General features: G+C 38.1%; 21 protein-coding genes. 2 read left to right on the top strand and 19 right to left on the bottom strand.

The window, feature by feature from the left end; all coding sequences use genetic code 11:
* Window position 1 precedes the first annotated feature (1 nt).
* The 19 genes from AC25CA_RS00785 to AC25CA_RS00695 all read right to left on the bottom strand — a co-directional run bounded on the left by AC25CA_RS00785 (window position 2) and on the right by AC25CA_RS00695 (window position 21768).
* On the bottom strand, window positions 2-7294 hold the full coding sequence (locus tag AC25CA_RS00785; protein WP_486815133.1) for an RHS repeat-associated core domain-containing protein: 7293 nt from the start codon (window positions 7292-7294) through the stop codon (window positions 2-4).
* 15 nt (window positions 7295-7309) lie between these two features.
* Complete coding sequence (locus AC25CA_RS00780; RefSeq protein ID WP_486815132.1) at window positions 7310-8410, bottom strand: hypothetical protein; 1101 nt, start codon at window positions 8408-8410, stop codon at window positions 7310-7312.
* A gap of 1238 nt (window positions 8411-9648) precedes the next feature.
* Window positions 9649-10200: a tyrosine-type recombinase/integrase gene (locus AC25CA_RS00775; RefSeq protein WP_486815131.1), complete on the bottom strand. Its 552-nt coding sequence runs from the start codon at window positions 10198-10200 to the stop codon at window positions 9649-9651.
* Window positions 10201-10271: 71 nt separating this feature from the next.
* The gene (locus AC25CA_RS00770; RefSeq protein WP_486815130.1) at window positions 10272-13166 is read right to left on the bottom strand and encodes an SIR2 family protein; all 2895 of its coding nucleotides are present in this window, start codon (window positions 13164-13166) and stop codon (window positions 10272-10274) included.
* A gap of 892 nt (window positions 13167-14058) precedes the next feature.
* Entirely contained in the window at window positions 14059-14250 is a 192-nt protein-coding gene (locus AC25CA_RS00765) for a hypothetical protein (protein ID WP_486815129.1), read from the bottom strand.
* Window positions 14250-15005 carry a BRO family protein gene (locus tag AC25CA_RS00760; RefSeq protein ID WP_486816582.1) on the bottom strand — a complete coding sequence of 252 codons (756 nt, stop codon included), beginning with the start codon at window positions 15003-15005 and terminating at the stop codon, window positions 14250-14252. Before AC25CA_RS00760 ends, AC25CA_RS00765 begins: the two co-directional genes overlap by 1 nt.
* A 112-nt stretch (window positions 15006-15117) precedes the next feature.
* Window positions 15118-15540: a hypothetical protein gene (locus AC25CA_RS00755; RefSeq protein WP_486815128.1), complete on the bottom strand. Its 423-nt coding sequence runs from the start codon at window positions 15538-15540 to the stop codon at window positions 15118-15120.
* A 260-nt stretch (window positions 15541-15800) separates the two neighbouring features.
* Window positions 15801-15938: a hypothetical protein gene (locus AC25CA_RS00750; protein ID WP_486815127.1), complete on the bottom strand. Its 138-nt coding sequence runs from the start codon at window positions 15936-15938 to the stop codon at window positions 15801-15803.
* A 14-nt stretch (window positions 15939-15952) separates the two neighbouring features.
* The gene (locus tag AC25CA_RS00745; protein WP_486815126.1) at window positions 15953-16360 is read right to left on the bottom strand and encodes a hypothetical protein; all 408 of its coding nucleotides are present in this window, start codon (window positions 16358-16360) and stop codon (window positions 15953-15955) included.
* Between the two features lie 133 nt (window positions 16361-16493).
* On the bottom strand, window positions 16494-16853 hold the full coding sequence (locus tag AC25CA_RS00740; RefSeq protein WP_486815125.1) for a hypothetical protein: 360 nt from the start codon (window positions 16851-16853) through the stop codon (window positions 16494-16496).
* An 83-nt stretch (window positions 16854-16936) separates the two neighbouring features.
* Window positions 16937-17371: a hypothetical protein gene (locus AC25CA_RS00735; RefSeq protein ID WP_486815124.1), complete on the bottom strand. Its 435-nt coding sequence runs from the start codon at window positions 17369-17371 to the stop codon at window positions 16937-16939.
* Between the two features lie 206 nt (window positions 17372-17577).
* Window positions 17578-17787, bottom strand: coding sequence for a hypothetical protein (locus tag AC25CA_RS00730; protein ID WP_486815123.1), 210 nt, complete (start codon window positions 17785-17787; stop codon window positions 17578-17580).
* A gap of 94 nt (window positions 17788-17881) precedes the next feature.
* Window positions 17882-18487, bottom strand: a complete 606-nt coding sequence (locus AC25CA_RS00725; RefSeq protein WP_486815122.1) for an ATP-binding protein — start codon at window positions 18485-18487, stop codon at window positions 17882-17884.
* A gap of 124 nt (window positions 18488-18611) precedes the next feature.
* Window positions 18612-19646 (bottom strand): DUF4373 domain-containing protein, encoded by a 1035-nt coding sequence (locus tag AC25CA_RS00720; RefSeq protein ID WP_486815121.1) that lies wholly within the window; start codon window positions 19644-19646, stop codon window positions 18612-18614.
* Window positions 19647-19650: 4 nt separating this feature from the next.
* Window positions 19651-20115: a hypothetical protein gene (locus AC25CA_RS00715; RefSeq protein ID WP_486815120.1), complete on the bottom strand. Its 465-nt coding sequence runs from the start codon at window positions 20113-20115 to the stop codon at window positions 19651-19653.
* A gap of 196 nt (window positions 20116-20311) precedes the next feature.
* Window positions 20312-20545, bottom strand: coding sequence for a helix-turn-helix domain-containing protein (locus AC25CA_RS00710; protein ID WP_486815119.1), 234 nt, complete (start codon window positions 20543-20545; stop codon window positions 20312-20314).
* Window positions 20546-20559: 14 nt separating this feature from the next.
* Window positions 20560-21081, bottom strand: coding sequence for a helix-turn-helix transcriptional regulator (locus AC25CA_RS00705; protein ID WP_486815118.1), 522 nt, complete (start codon window positions 21079-21081; stop codon window positions 20560-20562).
* A gap of 71 nt (window positions 21082-21152) precedes the next feature.
* On the bottom strand, window positions 21153-21341 hold the full coding sequence (locus AC25CA_RS00700) for a hypothetical protein (protein WP_486815117.1): 189 nt from the start codon (window positions 21339-21341) through the stop codon (window positions 21153-21155).
* Window positions 21342-21519: 178 nt separating this feature from the next.
* Window positions 21520-21768 (bottom strand): helix-turn-helix transcriptional regulator, encoded by a 249-nt coding sequence (locus tag AC25CA_RS00695; protein WP_486815116.1) that lies wholly within the window; start codon window positions 21766-21768, stop codon window positions 21520-21522.
* Window positions 21769-21920: 152 nt separating this feature from the next.
* On the opposite strand from AC25CA_RS00695, the gene AC25CA_RS00690 reads away from it, so the two are divergent.
* Entirely contained in the window at window positions 21921-22232 is a 312-nt protein-coding gene (locus AC25CA_RS00690) for a helix-turn-helix domain-containing protein (RefSeq protein WP_486815115.1), read from the top strand.
* Between the two features lie 277 nt (window positions 22233-22509).
* Window positions 22510-23868, top strand: a complete 1359-nt coding sequence (gene dgt / locus AC25CA_RS00685) for a dGTP triphosphohydrolase (protein WP_486815114.1) — start codon at window positions 22510-22512, stop codon at window positions 23866-23868.
* Window positions 23869-23871: the final 3 nt, after the last annotated feature.

The raw sequence follows: 23871 nt of genomic DNA, 5'->3' as shown, positions 1-23871 counted from the left end.
ATCACTGCAGTCCCTCAATCAAATTTGGTGCAGCTGACTTCAGATTATAATAGTATCCTATACTATCTTTCATCAGATGTGCAATCAACTCCCCGTTTGTCTTATAACCAACTATTTCTTCCATTTGAATTGGTAGGCTGATCGCCTTGAAACTACCTCGTGTCCATTCAGCTTTTTTTAATGCCTGAACGGCTTTTACTGTCCCTTTTACGCTGAAAAACATATCACTTGCATAATATACAGCACTTCCTACCTTTTCACCATAATATTCCGTTTGAGAACTGTCAAGACCATAGCTATCACCAACAAGATTTACTCCTGTAACTCCAACTGGTTCATAAAAATAATCTCGCAAGTAGTTTTCATCTCCAATTGCATCCCAGTCATCATCAAGCATATGTTCAAAATCATTTATACCGTTAAGTATGGAGTTTACACCATGAACAACAGCAACCGTCCCTCCTGCAACAACACCAACTCCTCCAGTAGAAGCCGCGTACGCCGCCGATCCAACAACTGTTAATCCTCCTAGCATTACTTCTGATGATGCATAAACAATTTTACCAATCTTATCGAAGTTCACTGGCCGTTTTTGACTTTCTCCCTCGGAAACAGGTCCTCCTGTTCCTGAATTTGTTGAGTTATTCAAATCACTGTCTAACTCCAACTTGCCTCTCGAATCAATTTCATTGTTTCGACGTCTGCTTCCAGAGCTGCTACTTGTAGTATGTTGCTGGGTTGATATTCCCGAAGGCGTTTCAACAGATGCATCACTGTTTGTGTATTCTTCCGATACATCATTATTTGTACCACCTGTGCCAATCGCTACAGTTTCCGCATAGCCATTTGCAATTGCCATTTCCCCAATAGTGGTGGTCTGACTTTGCCCAACTATATCTTGCACCGTCGGAGCCACTACTGGTTCACTTGCAGAACTGTTTATCTCATTTACTTGTTCTACCGCTTCAATGCCCGTGCTACCTTGGGTTAGATTCATAATCCTGTGTCCAGACGGATCCACATAACTCAAAGGATTGTTAATGCAATATGTATAAAGATTCAGAGTTGATGGTTGATTATAGTCCCCCAGATACGTGTCCTCAGATACAAACCGTCCGGTACTTGGATTGTAGTGCCGCGCACGCAAGTAATATAATTCTGCATCCTTGTCGTAATACTCACCAGCATATCGAATCTGGAACGGATATTGCTCAATCTCAAGAGTTGTATTGCCAAAGATGTCATAATCATATTGATTCTGAACATTACCACTCTTTGATACAGTTTGAACAATATCTCCATGACCATTTTTATGGAAAAAACTTATCATCCCCAGGTCATCAATCCGACCTTCATAACCATTACCTATGATCAACCGTTCCTTTGTATTGCCTAGCTCATCCGTTGTAAGCAGGACATTCAGGCGGTCATAAAAGAACTTCGTCGTCTCGGGAATAAATCCCACCTCAGTGCTGACTATCGTTCTTTCAACACGTAGGTCATCTCCATTATAAACAAAACCTACCGTTGTTGCTATGCTATCTTTTGTTGTTGCCTTGTTTTCAAGGCGATTGAATCCATCGTACACACTTTGCATAGACCTCCATCCAGAAATGGTGGAAACTTCATTGCCATTGTTGTCATACGTGTAGGCCGTTGTATCCTGTAGCACTTGGGATCCTTGCCCATCACTCCAGACTTCTGTCAAGCTCATCAACTTATTCGCGTTTGAATAACTGTACTGGCTGGTTTTAGTAATAAACTGGATCTCAGTCTGAGTTGCCTCGTCAACATACCCCGTTCCTTGCAGTGCCGCATAAGTTTCTGTCATCAAGCTTCGGTTGCCTATAGTGTCATGTTGATAGGTCACAGTCTTATCCGGTGCCTGAACACCAACTATCCGTCCTACATCATCATAGGTATAACTGGTCTGCCCGGATAAATCCGTTTTCGAAACAGTTCTACCAGCAAGGTCGTAAGAATAAACGTAACTCGAAATAATCCCGTATGCACCTCTTTTGTTGGTTACTTCCAGTATTCTGTCATTCTTATCATACGAATAATCGGAATTAACTCTGTTAGAATCAGATTCAATCTTCGTAATGTTACTGTTATCATCATACCAATACGAGATTTTGCTATAACCTTGCGACACTTTATAAATCCTGTCCACGCTATCATAATCATACGTAGTAGCTAAACCATTTTTATCCGTCACTTTTTTTACATTCCCCACAGCATCATAGGTATACCCAATCTGCAGTTGTCCAGATTCCTGAATGTTAAGCAGTCGCCCAAGGGCATCATAGCTGTACGCATATGTTCCACTCTCGTCAGCCATTCCAACACGGCTGCCCAGCTCATCATACTGCCAGGTTACCAGATCATTTGTCTCAGCCACAGACTTCGATGTCAACAGATTCCTTGGATCAAAAACATAAGCCATATGGTTACCGTTTCGGTCCACCTCGGATACAAGATTTAAAGCCAAATCATATCCGTAGCTTCGTTGCAATCCTTCAGGGTTTGTGTCGTTTGCCAGAATGCCAAAGTCTCCGTATCCATACAACGTCTGCTTTTGCAGTCCATCCATCATGGAAACCATATTCCCAGCCATGTCATAGGAATAAATCGTCTGGATGTTCAAAGCATCTGTAACACTCACAAGTTTACCAGCGTTGTTGTACTGATAGCTTGTTGTTTCATTTTCTCCGTTTGTCTCCGTGATCAATTCTCCATACTGGTTATACTGATACCTTGCAGTGAACTTTGTTGGATCTCCCAGGTCAAAGACCACCGGATCAATCTCTTCTACCATAAGACCTGCCATATTGTACTCATAATGGGTTCCGAATCTAGTCTCATCCGTAATGCCATCCAGGTATCCCTTTGCATCGATGTCCTTGATTATGTTGCCTTCCTCGTCATAAACAATTCTCTGCTGCACATCATCATATGGATCCGTAACTGTCATGATCCGGTTTAATGCGTCATAATCATATGTGTAGGTGTGACTTCGCGCATCGGTTATGGAAACTTGGTTTCCTGCCGAATCATATCCATAAGTTGTCAGATTCAAAAGCTGATCTGTCATAGTCGCCAGTCGATCACGTACGTCATATGTGTAAGTGACTATACCCGCTTTTTGATCTAGCTGTGATGTCAGATTACCTTTGGCATCATAGAAGTTCTGCGTATAGACCGGTTGTCCATCAAGGAGCATACTCGTTTTCTCAAGGCGGTTCAGCGGGTCATAGGTATAGGTTGTGGTGTATCGGTCTCTATTGACCGTATCCGTATCCAAATACCCATAAGCCCTCGGATCGACTTCTTTGACAAGGTTGCCCACCATGTCATACTGGTATCCATTTATCAACATAATCTTCCCTGCATACTCCGGGTCTACCAAGTTTGCAACGTTCGGGATAATCACACTGTCATAAATCAAATCTTCCTCTACAAGCCTAATGTTCTTAATCACCCTGTTGTTGATGTCGTACACCATTTTCGCGACCTGAAGCTGGCCATTCGAAATGGATTCCTCCATCTTGATAGTATTGCCGTTCGCATCATAGTAATACTTCTGCGATTTCCCGGCATTAGTTGTAACCATATCAAGCAACCCATTATCATAATAAGTGTAATTACTATCACGACTGTCCAACGGATTGATGGTTCCTGATACCGTCTCTTGGATCAAGTTCCCCATATTGTTGTACGCGTACCCCGTTGTGCTGTACTCCACCGCTGATCCATTGCTTTCAATTGGTACTTCTTTCAAGACCAATCGGTTAAGCTCATCGTAACTGAACAGTGCAGTTATACCTCTTCGGTCTGTAACACTGGTCTGGTTCCCATTTGGGTCATATGAATACTCAATCGTTTGATTCAATGCATCGGTGATTGTTTCCACATGGCCAAAACCATTGTACTCGATCTCAGTAATGTTTCCATTTTCGTCCTTCTCATAGGTTCTGTTACCAATGTTGTCATAACCAAATTCTACGAAGCTAGCATCCGGATAAATGACCTTTGTCACCAGACCGTCATAGCGATACTCATACTGCGTTGTATTGTTCAGCTGATCGGTTTCACTTTTCAGCTGCCCTTTCAAATCATAGGTGTAACTGGTCGTGTTCCCCAAGGCATCTTCGATTTGTGACACGCGCTCACCAAAGTCACCATATTCATAGGTAAATGTAGTACCAAGCGACAAATCAATATCTCCCGTATAGCGAAGTCCGTCAACGACCTTTTTAATATTCCCGTTGATATCGTATTTCACATACTCCAAAACATTGTCATCTGCTGCTGTTGTTTTGATTCTGCGATTCATTACGTCATATTCATATACAATGCCAAGCATTGTATCACTAAGCTCCGGTGTGTCGCTTAGCACATCATATTCATTCGGGAGAACCCTCTTTGTCAAATTGCCCATTTTGTCATAGAAGAACCGGGTTGTTGCTATGCTACCATCAATCGATGGTCGTTCTTCCTTGATCCTTCTTCCTAACAAGTCATATTCATATACAACAGTCTGATTATTTGGATATGTAGCTTGAACCATATTTCCAAATGAATCATAAGTAAATTGAGTCTCATTGTTTAAAGCATCCCGCTGCCCAACAAGCCTGCCCAGATCATCATATGTGAGGTAGGAAAATTGATTATTCTTGTCCTTGTTTACCGTCGGATTCCCTGCAAAATCATAACTCTGTGTGATTGTATAGTAATCTTGCTTGTTATCCGTTTCTCTGATCTCATACAACTTGTTCGCCTTGTTGTAATAATACTCGCTGGTATATCCTTCAGAATCCGTTATACGCTTTAACAGCGGAACGGTACCCTGGTAATTCGTCAAGTACTCCACAGAAATAGCTTTTTCCTGGCTATTGTAATCAGACCACCACGATTTCCCTATGATCCGTTCTTTACTGTCGTATGAAAAATGCATTTCTCTTCCGTTGGCATCAACATATTTTGACAGATTACCATTCGAATCATATTCATAGGTGCCAAGGATCTCAATTACATCATTGGCTAACATCTGCTCGGATGTGATATTTCCAAAGATATCAAACGTGTAAATCTGCGGCAGCTCTTTCGCACCTGAAATCGTCACATAGCTATCTTCGTTCCAAAAATCATAATAGTCATATGATTTCTGAGATCCGTCCGGATAAACAATGGTGGAAATTCTTTCCAACGCATCATAAAAATAATTGGTCCGATTTCCATCTGGATCAACTACAGCCTTTCTATTTCCTGTATAAAAATTATATACAAAATTTTGAGAAACCTCTTCTCCGTCAATCATAGTATACGACTTGGTCAAATAAGCCCCTTGATGGTCCGTACCGTCAAGGTCTGTTCCATATTCATACTGCTTGACAATAGCACCATCAACCGTTTCTTGTGTCAGATTGCCATAACTATCATACAGATAATCAGAAATAATCGACTGATCCACACCATCTTCAATGTGAATATCTTTCTTCTGTGTCACATTGCCATCTGTATTAATGGAATATTCCGTTCTTCGCGTCTTGGACCCATCAATTTTCCACTGCTTCGAGGTGCACATATGATACCTGTCGGTTGCATAAGTATAGAATGTGGTATAGTTATCATTCAACGGCATTTTGTTCTGATCACGATCAGCCATTGGACCTGTGTATGACAACAGATTGCCATAAATATCATATTCAGAATTCTCAACACTTACTACAGGATCACCATATAAATTACCATTCACAATATGGTATTCTTCGGTACTAGTTTTTACAGGAAGATTTTCAGAATTATATTCTTGCCGTATAACCGTTTTATGATCATCACCTTTAAAGCGTTTTCTAACCAATTCATGCAATCCATTATACACATATAGTGTTTCCGACCCATCTAAGTCCAGTATGGTTGTTCTGTACTTGTACGAATCCGCGAGATAAGTTTCATCCGTTGCATCATAGCCAGCTACTCCATACCCATCGGGCTCATGCCAATATGTATAAGTCTTTTCATCTTCCACCGTACAGAGGAACTTGTCAAAGTAATCAGAACGACTATCATCCCAGCCTGTTTGAGCCAAATCAGTTTTCTTCACAACTTTGCTATACTCCATGCTACCACTTGACCCAAGTGATTTAACAAATGTATCATACTCAAAACGAGTAATTCGATTTGTTCGAGAATAATTAATTTGATTCAAATTAGTGTATTTACCAATCGCAGAATAATTATCTCCATTAAAAAATGTGTACCCATGCTCAATATAATCATAATTATACTCATATATTGAATTTCCATCCCGTCCAATCACAGTCGTAAAAAAAAGATGTGTTTTTAATGGATTAGGATTAAAATCATCTCGTAAATATGAAATTTTTTCATTATCTTCTAACGTTTCATCCGTCGAATCTGGCAAGCATATGCTAATTCTATCTACATAATATTGTTCCGTATTAAAATGATAATCAAAGACAATATCTCGACCTAAACTATCCGTTATTTTTGTTATTAAAGTACGAGAATAATTAACTGGGGAAAGCGGAGGTGATCTATATATTATATCCGCATAATTAAAATTAATCGTATTCCCATATCTATCCTGGATCCCCAAAATTCTTCCACTAGCTGAAAAGTATAAAGACTTACCATCCTTTTGACGGATTACATACTTTGACAACGACTCATTACTGTTTTGTCCATTATTATAGGAATCATCTTGTTCAATAACTAAATCTTGAAGTGTCCTATTTTTAAAACTGTAAAAATCGTCTTCCTCTGTTTTATTAATATCAATTTCATAAATCGCTCCGTTTTCAGAGTGATAAAACATGTACTCAGAATCATCTGACTTATTAAACTTTACCTCGATCATTGGAAAGGAGAAACGCCACCCTTGATCAAGACCATAATATTTTTGATAGAAAGTTATTCCACTCCTTGAATGATCGTAAGAACCTAAGTTAGTTGTTTTTATACTTGGTATATTTCCATTAGCCACACTACTTTTGTACATCCTCTTTATTTCTAAATCCAACCCATTTCTTCCCGGCAATACATAGTCCGTTTGTGTAATGACCAGTTCTCCACTCTGTGGATCCACATATTCCGAAGTTTGATTGCTCTGATAATAAGAATTTGAAAGTTCCGTATTGTACATTGCTCTTGGAGTCTGTAAATTGTTTAGATTTTCCGCTAATGTATCTGAAAAACCCATAGAGCTACAGGCTAAGAGCATTGAAATGCAAATGATGCTTATTGAAATGAATCTATTTATTATTCTCATTTTCTCCCCTTTCGCCTACTTGTATTTTTTTTGCAAATATTCAAAGAAAATCACATTGTCTTTTTTCTTAGCTCTTTTTGCAATAATAATGTCCTGTATATTTTCATCTAATGTTTTAGCCATAATAATTGTCTCAATGATCTGTTCTTCTGTCAGATCTTCATATTTCAAAGATAATTCAAGAATTTCGCTCTCTGTTATCTCTATTCTCTGGTTCTTTCCTTCGGCATTGATAACACCCAAATCCGTTTTTATTACTTTCCAAGGTAACCCTTTCTTTCTTAAACTAATTAGGTTTTCAAAATACTCTAATCCAGTTTCAGTCCTCTCAATCGTGGGATTATTGGAATCACACTTAATACTTATAGATTTCTTATCAGATATATCGCAACTCAAATCTTTACTGACTTTTCTTGCTAAATTTTCTGCGATTAAAATATCGTCCACAGATATTGCTCTTTCTTTCATTAATTGATCCAAATAACCCTTTGGAAAATTCATTGGCTCAAATTCACCACTTTCGCTTTCATATTCGTCAAGAATTTGCTGCCACGCTTTCCCTTCCTCTCTATCTTGAAGCATCACTTCCAACTCATCGAATGTTCCGTAATTTCTGTAAAGATATTCATATGCGAAATACACATCATTAGGCTGGCGTTTCATATCGAAGTATTTTTGTAATTCATTTTGTTGCTTAATTGACACTCCAAATTCCATAAGCAACTTTTTGTAATTGATTATATTCTTCTTGCTATTTTTCTTGTCAAGATTTTCAATTCTTTTGGTGTCTTCATCCGAAAGCGTGATACTATTTACCTCTTCTTCAATTCCGAATTTTATTTGTGACATTCTCTCATTACCAAAAGCCAAAACAACAGCCTCTCCTTGTTCCGTCATAATTGGAGCAAGAAATTCTATTTCTTCAACCATCTCAATATCCATCGGTTCTTCTTTTTGTCTCATATCCGGTCTTGGTTTTTCTTCATACAACAAAATTCGTTTTCTCGTTCCCAACAAACTGTTTTCATTTGCCGAAAATACCAGCGTAGTCGCACCAACTATAGCCATCAACACCAATGCCATTGTCACTTTTTCCAATTTTCTTTTTCTCATCATCCGCTCTCCTCCAAGTTAAATAGTCTTGAATATATAACTTTATTTATAAATATCTCTTTTTGAATCTTTCCTAATGATGACAACTATCTTTTTGTTAATAATTAAACACCCGAAAATAAATTCATCTATTGTTTATTAATTCCCCTTGTAGTTGCTTCATAGATGGTATTAAGGTAACAATTACTATAAAAGCTATATTATCTTTCTTTTATAAATATTGCAAACACTTTAATTAAATTATGTCTCACATTTTATTACAACATAATTTCAGTCATATATTTCTGCATACATATACTACACTCTCTAGTCTTCATGATCTCAGTTCGTTAAATTATCCTTCACTTTTATGAACCGCATCGCTATCTATCTAAGCACAACTTGAATTACTACGAAGTTCTCACTTTAATAGATTAGAATCTATTGTAACGATATGATTTCATATATTCAATTCGATGGTTTACTTTTGCAAGGCAAACTGATCTTCTAACTGCGCTATCCATCTTATAAAAAACGAACTCAAGTTTTTGATCTATACTAAAGATTACTTGGACTTGTTAAAAACCTCTAACTTACCATCTGATTCTTACTAAGGTTCTCTAAACATACCCCCTTGTTGTAATTTGCGGGAACATGAATGCAAGCCCACCTAACGGTCCCCTTGCGACCGTCTCTAGAGATTTGACCCCCCCTCCCCCTATTTGCATGTATGTATAAAACAAAGCTCATTGAAGCCATATACGGCCCGTACACGCGTTCTAGTTGTCAATATGTGGTTATTGTCGTAGAAGATACTCAACGGGCTCAAATCGCATCCTGCGTCCACACTGCTGATATACAGCTATTCAGACAACAAAAAAGATCAGCGCATCGCTTCCCCGGTAGTTATCCGGATCAACATGCTGCTGATCTTTACTCATTATTCCATTCTCAATTCTTCTTTGTGGGACCCTCATCTAACACTCGAAACAAGACAATTCCACCTGGTATTTTTCACGATTTCCTAGATCACTTGGCGATTTTCCCGAAATCACCTCCTCAACCATAGGACAGCCCGCATGGTTACTGGCTTAGAATGTGTTTTCCTAGCACCTCTTTGAGCTTGTCGTTTCTATCATTTTGACAAATTCGTGAAAAACGCCTCAATCCCTGTCATATCAACGCCTTTCCTCCTGTCACAAAAACCCAGTTTGTAATACACCTCATTACGACAAACTAAACAGTAAAACATACTTAATTAATCAAAATCTAAAGTTTCTCAACGTCCTATCAATATACTCCTGTTCCACTCCAATATACAATAAAGTGTGCGTTTCTCTTGAATGGCCATAAATCTTCATCAACATTGGCAACGCGTGCCTTTCTCCATACTGCACATAAAAATGATATCCGAATGTTTTCCGCAATGAATGCGCAGTCAAGTGAACTTTATATTTATCCCCAACGTCTTCAAGAATCTGATTCACCCTTTGCCTTGATATTGGCCGGTTATAACTCTCCCTTGAGCGTATGAGATAATCTTCGTCATCTTTTCCAGTAATATAGATCGCGATCTCCCGTTGCAATTCCGGATTAATAATAATCTTCCGTACATTCCCCGTCTTCTGCTCAGTCACAATAAAATGATCCTGCCCCCGAACATCTGAAACTTTCAATTTCAAAATATCACTAATCCTCAACCCTGAATAAATTCCCAACATAAAAAGGATGTAATCCCTTTCGTTTTGCTTCCTCAAATATCCTGCTATATCATAAATCAATTGCTTTTCCCGAATTGGATTTGCCGCTGCCATAATTTCACCTCACCATAAAAATCCTTTATAGTTCTATTTTTTAAGCTTCAAATCAGTCGTATGAGTAATAGCTATAAGAAACATGCTACTAGAATCTCGTAGTATCTATTATCCTTAGATTCTTTTGCACTTGCTTTTAGAGTCTCTAATAGATGTGACCTCATATATTCATTCTTAGCCATTTCCTTGATCACTTCGAGATTATAATATCTCAACCAGCTCACTTCAAATTTTTCAAAATCAAAGGTTTCTGGGGATACAAACAAATCAAATTGATCACTAAACCCCACAAAATTTTTCATCCGCTCATCTCTGTATTTCCCGAGAAAATACTTGATTGCAAAATCAAGAGAATATTTATCTATTCTTCGTAAGGAACCATCTTTTACCCAAACTCCCTTCTTTCCCGTAAATCTTTGCTCTATGTAATCAATTATTATTTCAGAATACTCGTCCACCTCACTTATCACACCAATTCTTAAAGCATCTACCACATCAGTAATCGTTTCAATCTTCTTCAACCTTCTCAAATACACTTTTGCTTCATCTGTTAGAATTAATGATAAGCGATACATAAAATCGACTATTCTATCTTGTGTTTCGTCAAGGGTAAAAACAAATGAGGATAAAGTTGTCGATACATAATCTTTATAAAAGTGCCTTATGAGACCAGTAAAACAATGTGATTGATCATCGAAATACTTTTCATCGTTATGCTTCAACGCTTGTCCTAATAAGTACTCTTCAATTATTGGAATTACTTCCATAGGCAAATCATGCATCACGAACAATCTTTCTGTCCACTGATAACGTTGTAATTCATTAACATCCCTCCACGGATAATGTAATAATAAAGCATTCACTATTGTTGTGTAATCAGTATTAGAAAACTGAATATACTTCGCAAAAAATACTGCCGATTTTGCTTCTTCCATAAAGAGTACATAAAACAAATAATTCATACCACCATTCGAGAACTGATAAACAACTTCATTCACTATCCGTATAATATATTGACAAATATGCTGTTGTTCCTGGAATTCAAATCTCTTAAGATTACATTTCCTTTCCAGAATAATAATATCTGCCACCTCAAATGATTTACAGACATTTACAAAGTCATAATAATCAACAGTAAACGATGAATTCCTTGATGCGAAGAACAAATCATTTGGTCGCCTCTCTCGAGTTGCTTCATACTCCGCTGAATCAAACATTAACACGATAGAATTCTTGACATATTCCTTCATATCTTTAAAACTTGTAAGCCAAAGTTTGTTTTCATAAAAAAATTTCAAACTATCATACATTTCTATAATCGCATAATTAGCTTGCGAAAAGCCAAAGCTATATGAACCTGTTAATATATGCTTGTTAGTCTTTGTAATTCTTTCAAACAATTTAACTGTATCTGAATACATATAGTAGTTATCACTTAACGTTTTCAAAGACTTATACTGCGTTTGGAAGTTAAAAGGCATGCTATCAAATACATCGCTAATCTTATAATCTTTCATCTCCACTTCAATTCTTTGGATAAAACTTTCATCCCCACTCTGCACACCATAAGCTCTCATAGACATAATGGTTTGAAAAAGTCGATATCTATTAATTTGTGACAGATAATGCATTAGCCAATCTTCTTCATCCTTTGCCTTTCCTAAAATAATATTGTGAATTTCATAAGCTTCTTTAAATCGCCCTAGACAAGCTAAATAATAAGCTCGCTGATATTCATCTAAAAGTGACTTCGTAGGAAGATGAGCCAATTCTCTTATATGCTTAAAGTCACAATGATACATCGGATTTTGAATCTTCAGTGATATATTTGTTCTCGGACCCAAAATGCCTTCCGATTCATACCAAGTCTCATTATGCTCAAACAGAATCCTTATTTCATGATATTTCTTTTGACTTTCTTCGGATAATGCATTTACATCAAGTGTGAAGAATTGCTCCAAATAGTTAACTCCACTTTTGTTATTACAACAAATACTGCCATCAGCTCTGAAATGGTACTTCATATCAAACACGATTTCAAAATCATCTTTCCGAATACTTGAAAGCCTTAACAACGGACAAATTTTATCATAAATATAATTTATAATTTGATTTTCATCCTCATCCAAGTAATGATTTTCATATGGGTCTGTCAACCTATCAAGAACTTTTACATAACGCTTTTCGAAGGATTCTTCTTGATTGTTATCGATTAAACAGGACTCAATTATTCGAAGCCCTTTACCTTCGTAATAAATTTTCGTAGGATCATCCAGTTGCTCATCCTCAGTTAAGATAAAGAACGGTTCTTTATATCCATCCTTCTGAAGATTTTTCACCCAATTCAGTAAAAGTTTTATATTATGATCCCCTAAGCCATAACCTATGAAAACAATAGTATACGTTGCCAAAATGGACTTCATAAGATTGCTTGTTAAAGCATACTTATTTTCATAGTTCAGATAATCCTTTTCCATCAAAACTATATTCTCACTATTATAGCCATTTCTAAAATCTCCATGCACCTTTAAAATGAATTTAGATGACTCAACTCGTGCAACATCATCATCCGAGCTGATTATACTATAATACTTCCCGCGCTTATTACACGCTTGTTCAATCAATTCATCGTAATTCGTAGTTATAAAATGGGCTGGATTAAGTATCATCATCTTCTCATGAACAATATTTGATTTCTTTTCGACACCAAACATCTTCTTAAGAATTTTATCAAAATCCTCTTTCTCTCGGGTTCGATAAAATTTTTCTGGAATTTGAAGGTTCTCTTCAGTCGAGAATTTCGTTCGCTTCTTCCTTTTCTTGTAAAGCTTTGTATAAAATTCGTTCACCAAATCTGTCCAACTCGGATAACCACTTAATCTAGATACACCTGCACCAACAAAGAATACCAACTTGTTGTTTTTTGATGCATCTTGAATTTCTTTAATGTAATCTGTGTAATCCAACAACCTCACCTCCTAGAACTTTCTCATTCAGCATGACATATCAATTCAAATAATTCAATTAATATTGATAACAACGATCTTTCCCACTACAAACTTCTAAAATGAATTAATGTTTATTCCCCCCCTTAATCAAATTTTACGGGTGTGTGAAAAAGGCCACCCGCTCGGTCTCCTCGCTTTGGCCAAAAGTTTGAGCACCCCCCTACCCCTGGCTATCATGCCAGGGCATGATCATCTGGATCCATCTTCCCATGAGCCCTCAATTTCCATATGTGATGGCTACTCGTTCCGGATCCGGGATAAGCTGCAACCTTGGTACCTGGTTCTTGATCTATTCACCTGCAGGTTTCCCTGTAACCAGCTCTTAATCTAGCCTTCAGCACATACCGATCAATCAATAATCACAAATATCTACCAAACCATTCTCGATTTGACCAGGCAAGTCGTATGCATCGATCATCTATAAACAGATCTCTGTTTGCTCGCTTAATCTCCCCTGATATTCATTCCAGATCACATCAAAAAGACTACTTTTACCATCGAAGTTTTCCCTGATAATTCTCCAAAACACTCAGGATTGGAACACTCAATCATTTTCCAAATACTCCCAAATAATAGGTGTTTGAGTTAAACATATCTTAGTATTGTGTTTAACTCACTAAAACCGCCTTAAGTATTGAAATCATCAGCATCTCGACACTTCATCAAAAACCAGTTACACATTTGCTAAATATGGTGAACTCATTTTTTCTGACTGCAAAAAACATGCATTTCTTCACCGTTTTTCGCCCTTTTTTTACACAATTATCCGCCAAATTTACCCATGTCGCATACAACGAGGATGCCCGCTAAAGGGTATCCTCTGTCTTTTGAATATTCGATTGATCTCTGGCTATACTATCATCTCCCAATACTTTTTCACCTGAGCAATGGTATTAGCCAATCCAGGATCTATCCCCAACTCCTTGAACGATTGGTCATCAATGATAATATCTCCCGGAGTAACGCCCACCTTCTCAAATGCCTTTTTGATACTCCGAAACCTCCTGCTATTTATGTCCAAGTTATTTATCGCCCTTCCCATTACGACACCTCCAAGCCAAACTGAGTCTTCAGCTTTTCATAAAAGTATAGCTGCCCTTTCCCAGTAAGGAGAGTTGTTAATATCACCTTATCCCCCTTTCTCGTGTGAATAATAGTCTCTGTTACCTCGAACAATCCCCGTTCTAGATATTTCTGTATCGGACTGTTTTTTCGCTTCCCAGATCCGATAAGATATCCATTCCCGCGCATCCAGGCAAACAGTTTATTCTGTCCGATCTCAATTCCATCAGACTTCAATAATTTAGCGTACTCACCAATCAAGATCCCATCCTCTACTTTGGATATCGATCTACCAAAATCTGTGTAGACTTGGTCTAATTCAATTTTCTTTTGTAGCTGCAGCTTTTGTTTACGTTCCTTTTTCAATCTCTGCAGTGCTTGAATTGCTAGATCAGGATTTTCTAGTAAATCCTCGGTTGCATAAAGACCATGTCTCCGGATTGAAGGCAACACTTCCTTCGTGACCCACCGCTTAAATGTTTTTGCAGATTCGAGCTTGCTGGTCATGATCAGAGAATACAATCCTGACTCGTTGATCAGCTTCATATTTCGATTTTGACCTAACCCTTTGATTTGACGGGTTAGCTTATCCTCATCATCAACATGCTTTCGAATGGCTTGATCTGAATCTGAATAACCCAAAGCCACCGCAACATCCTTCCCAACAAACCACGGTTCACCATCAATCCTCAGTGTTCGCACTTCGCCTAATTCCTTGTTTGTAAATATCATCATCTCATTCACAATACCCCTCCTCACTTTCACCCAGAAAACATGCCTGGTTACTCGCTCAAATAACCCTTTGCTTTTTCTGGTGTCCTATTCTATAAAATTATCGCCATTCTTATTAACCACTCATTTCACTAGATAGTTTTCTGATGTACCCATACGAATAATTTAGTTCCTCTGAAATCACCAACAGACTCTTCCCTTCCACCCTTTTCATAAAAGAAATCTTGTACTCCAACCCTTTCATTTCATCGATCTGCTCTTTCATTCTGCTAAGACTTCCATGGAGTTTTTCCAACAGCGCTTGGTATTTTTCTATGTTCTTTTCTGTTTCTCCTAAACGAAAGAGTTCCTCCTCCATATCTAATCTTTGACGGCCCCCTTGGACCCTTGTCCGCGTGTAATCAATCCCCTGAATGTCGCCCAATGGCTTCAGCCATCTCTTCATAATTCCTTCCTTTTGAGCAATCAGTGATTCTAGTCGTGTTTCATAATTTTCAATCTCTCTACACAATTTCTCATAGCATTTAACAACTTCCATTCCTACCACCCCTCTTACAAATATAAAGACACCCCTGGCGTATCAATCAGAAGTGTCCGCCGGCATGTCCGGTAGGACCGCTATATTTTCTTTTTCTCTTTAAGCAACAGGTTACAGCTCAAATTATCTTGATGAACACTTATCGAAATATCGAAATGACCCAACCCTCCCTGGGCTTCTAGCATCGATAACGATACATGAATATACTCTGTTATCTGCTCCTCAAGTTTCTCTTTCTTTTCAATCTGTCTTGGCATAACTCACCGTCCATTGATTATTTTGTGCTGCATTTGATTGCTCAATTCCAAAAGATTATCCTGAACCAAAGGATCGCTCAAATCACATTCGGTAACAAGACGCGTTTGCTTGTACAATAGATCCAATAGTTCTTCTTCCATCGCCCTCTCCTACATCAATGCTCTTCAAGAATCAACTCAACCCTCTCAGTTTCTCGAATCAAATAATAACCTGGTGAGTATCCATGCTTTTTCATCCATTTCTCAACAGCTACCTGGATCTCATCTCCTAATTCGTTAATATGCTCTTTTTTGAATGTAAAGCCATCGAAGAATTCACCACCCAACTCCCAGTGCTCCTCTTCAAGCGCATCTTGGATCAAACAACCAAAATCAACTGGAGCCAAACAAGGATCGATTATCATTCCAATGTAAAAGCACTCTCTCGTATGGCCATATTCATCAACACCAGAACGAAACTCCTGTACTCCTGCCTCAATTGCATCTTCCCACGAATCAAATTTATCACCGCACCATGATCCATCATGAGAATCATTAAACATCCATTTATTCGTTTTAATCATTCATTCCCCACCCTTCTTAGTTACAAATTTCTTGCTTTACGACTGAAAACCCCATCCGCATATCTTTAACTTTCCCCAAATTCCTTTAGCTGTGACCAGCTTCACATTGACTCTGAAAAATCGAAACTATTGTTCAATCATCCAAGATCGGCTTTTTGTTAAATAGCGGCTTCCACTCCGACTCACCATACTCCTCGATCATTTGACCTGCTACAATATGGATGAATGAACCCCAATCCATGTCAAGAATCAAATAGTCGTTATTCACATCACCAACATTTTCAAATGGATCCTCAGCTATGATCTTCTCCCAGAAACCATCGGTTTCCATCAAGCTAAACAACTCAATCCTACCATCGAGTTTTCTCCCCAAGCCCGCTTCAGCTTTTTCTACATAACCATCGACATAGGTTTTGATCTCTGCTGTCAATATCTCATGGGTCTCCACCATCGCTTTTTCCCAGTCTATTTTCACTTCTGCTAATTTTCTCATTCACTTTCTCCTCTCGTCTTATCCATCAATTTACAACTTTCCGCGCTACTGCTTGTCTCTTAAGCCTTATGCAGATCCTATTCTCAATTCACTAGCATCAATGATTCAGGTTCTTCTTTTAACATCATCGACTCTTGTTCAGAATTAATATTCCTTTTAATTTTACTTTCGGATAAATGCATATCAAACTCTTCTCGTGTGATCAGAACATTTTCAACATACGCGTCATAGATCACCTCATGCATAACGGGGTAAAAATCCGGATTGATAAAAACTTTCTGCGCAACGATCCACATGTTTCCCTCATCGAGCAGTGTATCAATCACTTTTCGTTCACCAGGAGCAATATCAGGCTCTGCATTATTCACCAGGCAATAATGCAAATGAGCATATACTCTCGCCTCACGTTCAAGCAATGGTCTCCCCATCTCTGCTTCAAAGTACTTCTTGGTCTCATCAGAAACACGACCTCTTTGAAAACCAAATTCTCTTCTTGATACTGGTACTTGCTTTAACATAACTGCACCTCCGATTATTCTTAATTCTTAATTCTCAATTTACATACGCTAGTAATTACTTGTTCCTTGCCTAATTTCGCTCACATAGGATAATCTCTAACCTGTCATTTCAAACGTCACTTTAGCCTTTTCACCTTTATGCTCGATTGACTCTCCAGTAAGAGCATGCCTTGGAATATCAACTCCCTCGCAACTCCCCGTTTTGATCAAGGACTTGCAGGTATCACATATCCAATCAGCTTCGGCTGCGGCCGAATACCATACCGACCCGCATTGTTCACATCTTCGTCTTTGCATGACTTCTTCTCCCTGATAAACGTTTTAAACTCTTCCTTGCCGACTGGCTTTTGATACAGCTGATCCAATCCATTGAATCTCCAAATATTAATAAAATTCTCACGATGTATTTCACTCACGCCTCCTAAATTTATGTCCTTGCTACAGAATCCTCTGCTCATAGTCAAAACTGCATTCTTGCCTAACGAGTTACATGAAACACGATTGATCATTCTATTCGCCATAGATCCGATGGTCCAACTTTGAATCCTTGAATTCAACGATGTTGCCACGAGCATATTCCAACAATCGCCCCGTTATCGCTTGGTCCAGATCCAGCAATCCATCTCCTGTCAACTCACTGGTGATCACCATGCCTTTTTCCTGAAAGTACCGATAGTCAATAATCCGAAACATTGCATCGATGTGACTCATCAATAGACTTTTGCTGCCGTTCCACTCGCGGATCGTTGTCCTGAACACATCATCAATCACCAGAAGATCAGCCTTTTTGTATTGATCGATAAGCGTATGGATCTGCTTATCTCGACCCTTGGCTTTCGCGAAGATATCCATCAGTTCATGGAAAGTCACATACCGGACCAATACATTTTTCTTGATCAATTCATTCGCAATCCCAATCGAAAGATGCGTTTTACCTGCTCCATTTTGACCAAGCAGTAGGAAGTTCATGTGCATATCATCGTACTTCCCCCAGACCTCAACAAATCGTTTTGCACGCTTCAGTGCATCAGCTTGTACTGGGGTTTTTGGAATGTAATTATCTAGGGTGCGATTTTGAAATGCCCCTGCAATCCCACTAGCTTTCAATGCCCTCACTGCTTTTTGCCTCTTAAAGCATTCACAGCGCCTACAAGCTTCTCGTCCATCAGCCCCTATCACATTCACCCACCCCGTATCTTTGCAGATCGAGCAGTTATATTGCTTAGGTTTACTCCTTCGCCTAGAATTTATTCCAATCTCGCTGACTAAGATCTGGTTCAAGCCCTGCATGAGCTACACCCCTTTCCGGATATCTCTTTAGGTATTCACCAATGACCCAATTCCTCATCACGTGATAATCACTCTCATACTTTTTACCATTGCCAGTTTTGTAAGCGCTCAGCTTATCAATCACCCACTTAGTTCCAACCTCGCCTAGTTCGTCAATCAGTTTTTGGTGTTGCTGCTCAGTCATTTTTACGTTTTCAGCATAGGTGATTTTGGGTGGTGAGGGCATAAGGTCTTTACTCTTCTCTTCTTTACTTTTCTTTACTTTACTTTCCTTTACTTTACTTTGTGTACTTTGGCCGGATTTCTTCCGGGTTTCATCCGGATTATTCCCGCGGAAACCTTCCGGAAACTTATTCCCCGATATGGTTTCTTCCGCATTAACTTCACAGAAACCTTGCGGAAACTCCTTAAGTGAAGAGGTTTTCTCCTCATTTAAACCCTCACTACCATGGTTATTGCTAAGTTTTTGTTGACCATTTAGTTCTTGTAGCGGAATTTCTTCCGCATTATCGTCGTTTAAAACTTGGTTATTGTCAGGTTTTTCCTGTCCGTTTGATGATTGCTCGTAAGTTTCTTCCGGATTATTGCCGACATACCACTTCATCAATTTATCGTGTAGAACATATTCCGGAATGACATTCACCTCTTTACGCTTTCTTGCTGCCATGTAAAATCGTTTTTGAACCCCTCTGGAAGTAATAACGCCATGTCCTTCATACAGAGACCGACTAAATAAATCAGCTTCCAAACAGCATTCCAAAATTTCTTTAATCTTCTCCATGTCAATTCCCGTTGCTCGTTTCATGGCCGCTACTGAAAATTTCGTCCATTTAATGTAATATCCATTCGCGAAAATCTTTTGAAGCAGCTTGATCCAAAAATAGTAACCTTCTGCTCCATATGTAGCTTCTAAATATCCAACCTTCTCATCAGGGAACACATCCAACGAAAAATAATCTATACCTTCTTTAAGTGGTCTTGCCATCTCCTCACCCCACCTCTGATATTTCTTGTGTCTCATCCTCGGGGAAAAATAACTTCATCCCTGCACTGTATACTTTGTAGTAGGCTTTGTAATTGGTTCCTAGCAGCTTGATCACATCATTCACTTTGGATCCCAAATACTCGCGGTAAAAGTAAATTCTAAAGAACAATCGATCCTGTTCTGTCAAATCATGAACTCCAACGATCTCTTTATAGTCCTTTGCAAATTCTCTCTTTGCAAACTCTTGAAATTTTATTGGTGAACACTCCTTCAATTGCTTTTTAGCAATCTCTATGTCTTCATCCTTCATATCTGCATTGTGGTATTCATGGATCCCAAGATAGCTGTCTCGCTCTATCTGCAACGTTTTGACCTTCTCATTCAATGCCCGAACCTTGTCACGATACTTCCAACAGTGAACCCTGCAGTGTTTCGCCCAGTCCTCTCTCAGCTTATCTACGTGCTTCATTAACCCTTTCCCCCTTGCATATCTCTATTCATTTCCAGCAAACAATCTGCTATACTCAAATAGAGAGATTTTTAGCCGAATACTCGTCGGATCCGCATTGCAGTGCGGGTCTATTTTTTTTACTTATTTCCTCAAGATTCCGTTTAGTTTTCACCATTGCCCCTCCCATTTCATCTTCTCTTCCTACAAATCCTATTTAAACCACTTTACTCATCACGCAATCTACCGGGTAACTCTTGATTTGTTCAAGATCGGTCAGATCTTTACCTTCATATTTCTCCAAAAAATCCATTAGAGTCGTTCGCCTCACCTTATAGTTTCCAAGTTTCAATGCTGGTAGATAACCTTTCCTAATTAAAGAATAGACATAAGTAGGGTTTGTCTTGATTAATTTTGATACCTCCTGAACCGTGTACAATACATCTTCCATTGTTGCCTCCCTTATTATTTTTTATAATATTTTTTCCGTTTCATTTTCTGTTCTAACCGGAACTCAAGATCATGCAGATCCAATCCATAGAGCTCAGACATTTCAATCAAGTGCATCTGAATTGCCGGCATAATATCAAGTACCTGTTCTTCATGTTGAAGCAGTCTTTGCCACTCTTCTTTATTGAACTCTCTTCGGTCCCGTTTGTTCACCACTAGCTTCCGCAACCGTTCGAGATTAGAGATCAGTTCTGCTGCCTCTTCAATCAACACGCCCATGCAAACCACATTATGGTCATCCACCCCATTCAATACCGGTACATTAAAGAATCCGGTCTTATACTCGAAGCAATGTACTGCGAGAAGCCGATCGCTCTCTAGTACTTTACTCAGCCTGTATGCATTTTCCTGGGGAACATCACGACCTGATTCATAATCCGATATCGTGGATTGGGTCACCCCAATGGCCATGGCCAAAGCAGTTTGACTCATACCGTTCTTTTTACGTTGGACCAATAATTCTTGTGAAAACGACATATACTCACCTCCAAAAGTATTTATTCAACCGGTAACAATCCGGTGAATTATCAATTCAATTTCCAGTACAATTACAATAGAAAGAGTTCACAAAGCTCATCAAGGGTCCGTTGGAGAAGCACTCTGCCCTCACGGATTAATTCATCAAAATCGTGTCCCTGGTGAACCAATTCTGCAATATCTTTTGCTATTCCTCTAGCAGCACGTCTCATCTCTATCGTGATCAGATTCGCTCTCTGATCAATCACCAACAATCGCATTACTCACCTCACTGATACGGTCATGCAAATGGCCGTCATTTCTTTTTCAGTTGTAAAAAATCCTCAGTCTTCTGTTGATTCATTTCCTTTAACCGTTTGATTTTTCCATCAGCAATACTGTAAATTGCTTATACATAACTTCACTTCCTTCTTTTTTGACAATGACGGGAAATTCAATTTAGTATTTGGTGTCTTTAACTGAATTTATAAACAAATTTTCCATTTGCGACAGTGAGCCTCCAAAAAAAATATCCTCGATCGACATCTCAAAATACTCTGCAATTTTTCTAGCTTCTTCAACCGAAAATTTGATGAGACCACTCTCTTTTTTGTAATATGACGCCTCAGTTTTCAGACCCAGGAGCCCTGCTAACACACGAACAGGTACTTGTTTGTTTTTTCGAAGCTTTCTCAATCCAACATACATTGGTAAACCTCCTTTCGTTTTCCATTTGCGACAATTTCATTATACTGTCCATTTTGGAAAATGTCAACGCTTTTTCCACATATACTTTCGATTATGGAAAGTATCCCCTTTTTCCATTTTGGATATAGTAAAATATTACAGAGGTGATATTTATGGGTTTTCCAGAAAGGCTAAAGGCTTTACGGCTTGAAAAAGGATTAATGCAAGAAGAATTAGCAAAAACAATAAAAACGACGAATGCGACAATTTCCAAATATGAAAATGGCCGTATTGAACCGAACCTTGAAACACTTCAACTTCTTGCAGAGTACTTTGATATCTCTGTAGATTATTTACTAGATAAAACAAATGTGAGGCATCATACGGAAACCCTCGCTTTCCACACCACTGAGGACCTCACCGAAGAAGAGCTGGAAGAAGTGAAAAGATATATAGACTATATAAAAACCAAAAGAGACGACTAAGAACACAGGGAAACCTGTGTTCTTTCTTTGTAAACTAATATATTGATGGAATTTCCATTAATTAAGAAAACGTTTAGACAAAAATGAGAATATCATGAATATTATTAAACAGGCTCTTCCAGTAATAGGTCTCTTGTTTAGTTACTAACTTACATCTGCTGGCATGACTGTTTTCAATTTCTAACGAGTATAAAACTTAAGTTGCCAACTTTAACCCAAACATATTGTCAATCTTGAAATCCAATATTAATTTTCGTTATCGAGAAGGAGAAGAAGAATGAATTATAAGGAACTGCTGAAAAGGGAAAAAGATTATTTAAGTCAATATGCAGCAAAAAGCGATGCACCCATATTGATTAAGAGGCAAGTTGATGAACGCGAGGGTTGTAGCGCTGATGAAAATGCGGAATTACGATTACCTTTTCAAAGAGACCGAGATAGAATAATTCATTCAAGAGCATTTAGACGATTAATGCATAAAACTCAAATATTCAATGCTAATTTAGGTGATCATTATCGTAATAGACTTACTCATACGATGGAGGTTTCACAAATTGCAAGGTCAATAAGCAAATACTTGGGTTTAAATGACGAGCTAACCGAAGCAATAGCATTAGGTCATGATCTGGGTCATACCCCTTTTGGTCATGTTGGTGAAAGAACATTGCATCTGCTAATATCAGGGAATTTAGGTAACTCAACTAACAATCTAAATGAATTTAACTATGGTGGGTTCAAACATAATTTCCAGAGCTTACAAATCATTGATAATCTCGAAAAAAGAACGAGTAAGTATCATGGATTGAATTTATCCCTTGGTGTTCGTGAAGGAATTCTAAAACATACAGATTCCAAAATCAGAATACCACGAGAAGTTATGAGAACAAATAAGCTAGAGAGCACTAAAGTTGAAGTCAATTATTCTACTTTAGATCTTGAAAACATCAAAATTGATAAGCCTTCTTTCACACTAGAAGGACAAGTAGTTGGAATAGCAGATGAAATAGCCCAATGCACGCATGACTTAGAAGATGGGATACGCGCTAAAATTATTACCAAAGAGATGATTATGGATGATAAATTAATAAACCTGATAATTGATAATAAAGGGATAAATTGGAATGATTTGAAAGAAACAGTTGATTACCGAAACATTCTAATAAAATTTATGGTCGGCGACCTTATTAGCGATGTCTGCACTACAACAAAAGATAGATTAGCTAAGATAGATCCAAAAAAAATACCCAATTTCACAAATTATGATGATGTATACCATGATCAGCTAGTCGATTTTTCTGAAGGGAAAAAGGAACTGCATAAAAACTTATCAAATTTAATAACACAACTAGTCATAGCATCTCAAGAGGTTACGAAATCTGATTTAAAAGCTGAGTTTATCATAAAAAAACTATTCGATGGATATTATAATCATCCTCAGCAACTTCCTGACTATATTTTGAATAGGTATTACAAAAAGAAAGGTAAGTCGGTTGATAGATTGAAAATTGAAGATAATATTCATGAACTAAAAAAAGATCCAGAATTTATTCGTTTAATCTGTGATCATATCGGTTCCATGACAGACCAATATGCTGCGAGAGAGTATAAAAAATTATATGAACCAGAATATTACTAAACT

The organism is Gottschalkiaceae bacterium SANA, from assembly GCA_036323355.1.
Lineage (GTDB): Bacteria > Bacillota > Clostridia > Tissierellales > GPF-1 > GPF-1.
Note: the sequence above shows the minus strand (reverse complement) of the source record. Positions and strands in the feature narration are given on the sequence as shown.

Bases quoted from the DNA above. Each gene is read 5' to 3' on its own strand.
- AC25CA_RS00785 (WP_486815133.1), bottom strand. From the start codon at position 7,294: ATGAGAATAATAAATAGATTCATTTCAATAAGCATCATTTGCATTTCA.
- AC25CA_RS00780 (WP_486815132.1), bottom strand. From the start codon at position 8,410: ATGATGAGAAAAAGAAAATTGGAAAAAGTGACAATGGCATTGGTGTTG.
- AC25CA_RS00775 (WP_486815131.1), bottom strand. From the start codon at position 10,200: ATGGCAGCGGCAAATCCAATTCGGGAAAAGCAATTGATTTATGATATA.
- AC25CA_RS00765 (WP_486815129.1), bottom strand. From the start codon at position 14,250: ATGGGAAGGGCGATAAATAACTTGGACATAAATAGCAGGAGGTTTCGG.
- AC25CA_RS00760 (WP_486816582.1), bottom strand. From the start codon at position 15,005: ATGATGATATTTACAAACAAGGAATTAGGCGAAGTGCGAACACTGAGG.
- AC25CA_RS00755 (WP_486815128.1), bottom strand. From the start codon at position 15,540: ATGGAAGTTGTTAAATGCTATGAGAAATTGTGTAGAGAGATTGAAAAT.
- AC25CA_RS00750 (WP_486815127.1), bottom strand. From the start codon at position 15,938: ATGGAAGAAGAACTATTGGATCTATTGTACAAGCAAACGCGTCTTGTT.
- AC25CA_RS00745 (WP_486815126.1), bottom strand. From the start codon at position 16,360: ATGATTAAAACGAATAAATGGATGTTTAATGATTCTCATGATGGATCA.
- AC25CA_RS00740 (WP_486815125.1), bottom strand. From the start codon at position 16,853: ATGAGAAAATTAGCAGAAGTGAAAATAGACTGGGAAAAAGCGATGGTG.
- AC25CA_RS00735 (WP_486815124.1), bottom strand. From the start codon at position 17,371: ATGTTAAAGCAAGTACCAGTATCAAGAAGAGAATTTGGTTTTCAAAGA.
- AC25CA_RS00720 (WP_486815121.1), bottom strand. From the start codon at position 19,646: ATGGCAAGACCACTTAAAGAAGGTATAGATTATTTTTCGTTGGATGTG.
- AC25CA_RS00715 (WP_486815120.1), bottom strand. From the start codon at position 20,115: ATGAAGCACGTAGATAAGCTGAGAGAGGACTGGGCGAAACACTGCAGG.
- AC25CA_RS00710 (WP_486815119.1), bottom strand. From the start codon at position 20,545: ATGGAAGATGTATTGTACACGGTTCAGGAGGTATCAAAATTAATCAAG.
- AC25CA_RS00705 (WP_486815118.1), bottom strand. From the start codon at position 21,081: ATGTCGTTTTCACAAGAATTATTGGTCCAACGTAAAAAGAACGGTATG.
- AC25CA_RS00700 (WP_486815117.1), bottom strand. From the start codon at position 21,341: ATGCGATTGTTGGTGATTGATCAGAGAGCGAATCTGATCACGATAGAG.
- AC25CA_RS00695 (WP_486815116.1), bottom strand. From the start codon at position 21,768: ATGTATGTTGGATTGAGAAAGCTTCGAAAAAACAAACAAGTACCTGTT.
- AC25CA_RS00690 (WP_486815115.1), top strand. From the start codon at position 21,921: ATGGGTTTTCCAGAAAGGCTAAAGGCTTTACGGCTTGAAAAAGGATTA.
- dgt (WP_486815114.1), top strand. From the start codon at position 22,510: ATGAATTATAAGGAACTGCTGAAAAGGGAAAAAGATTATTTAAGTCAA.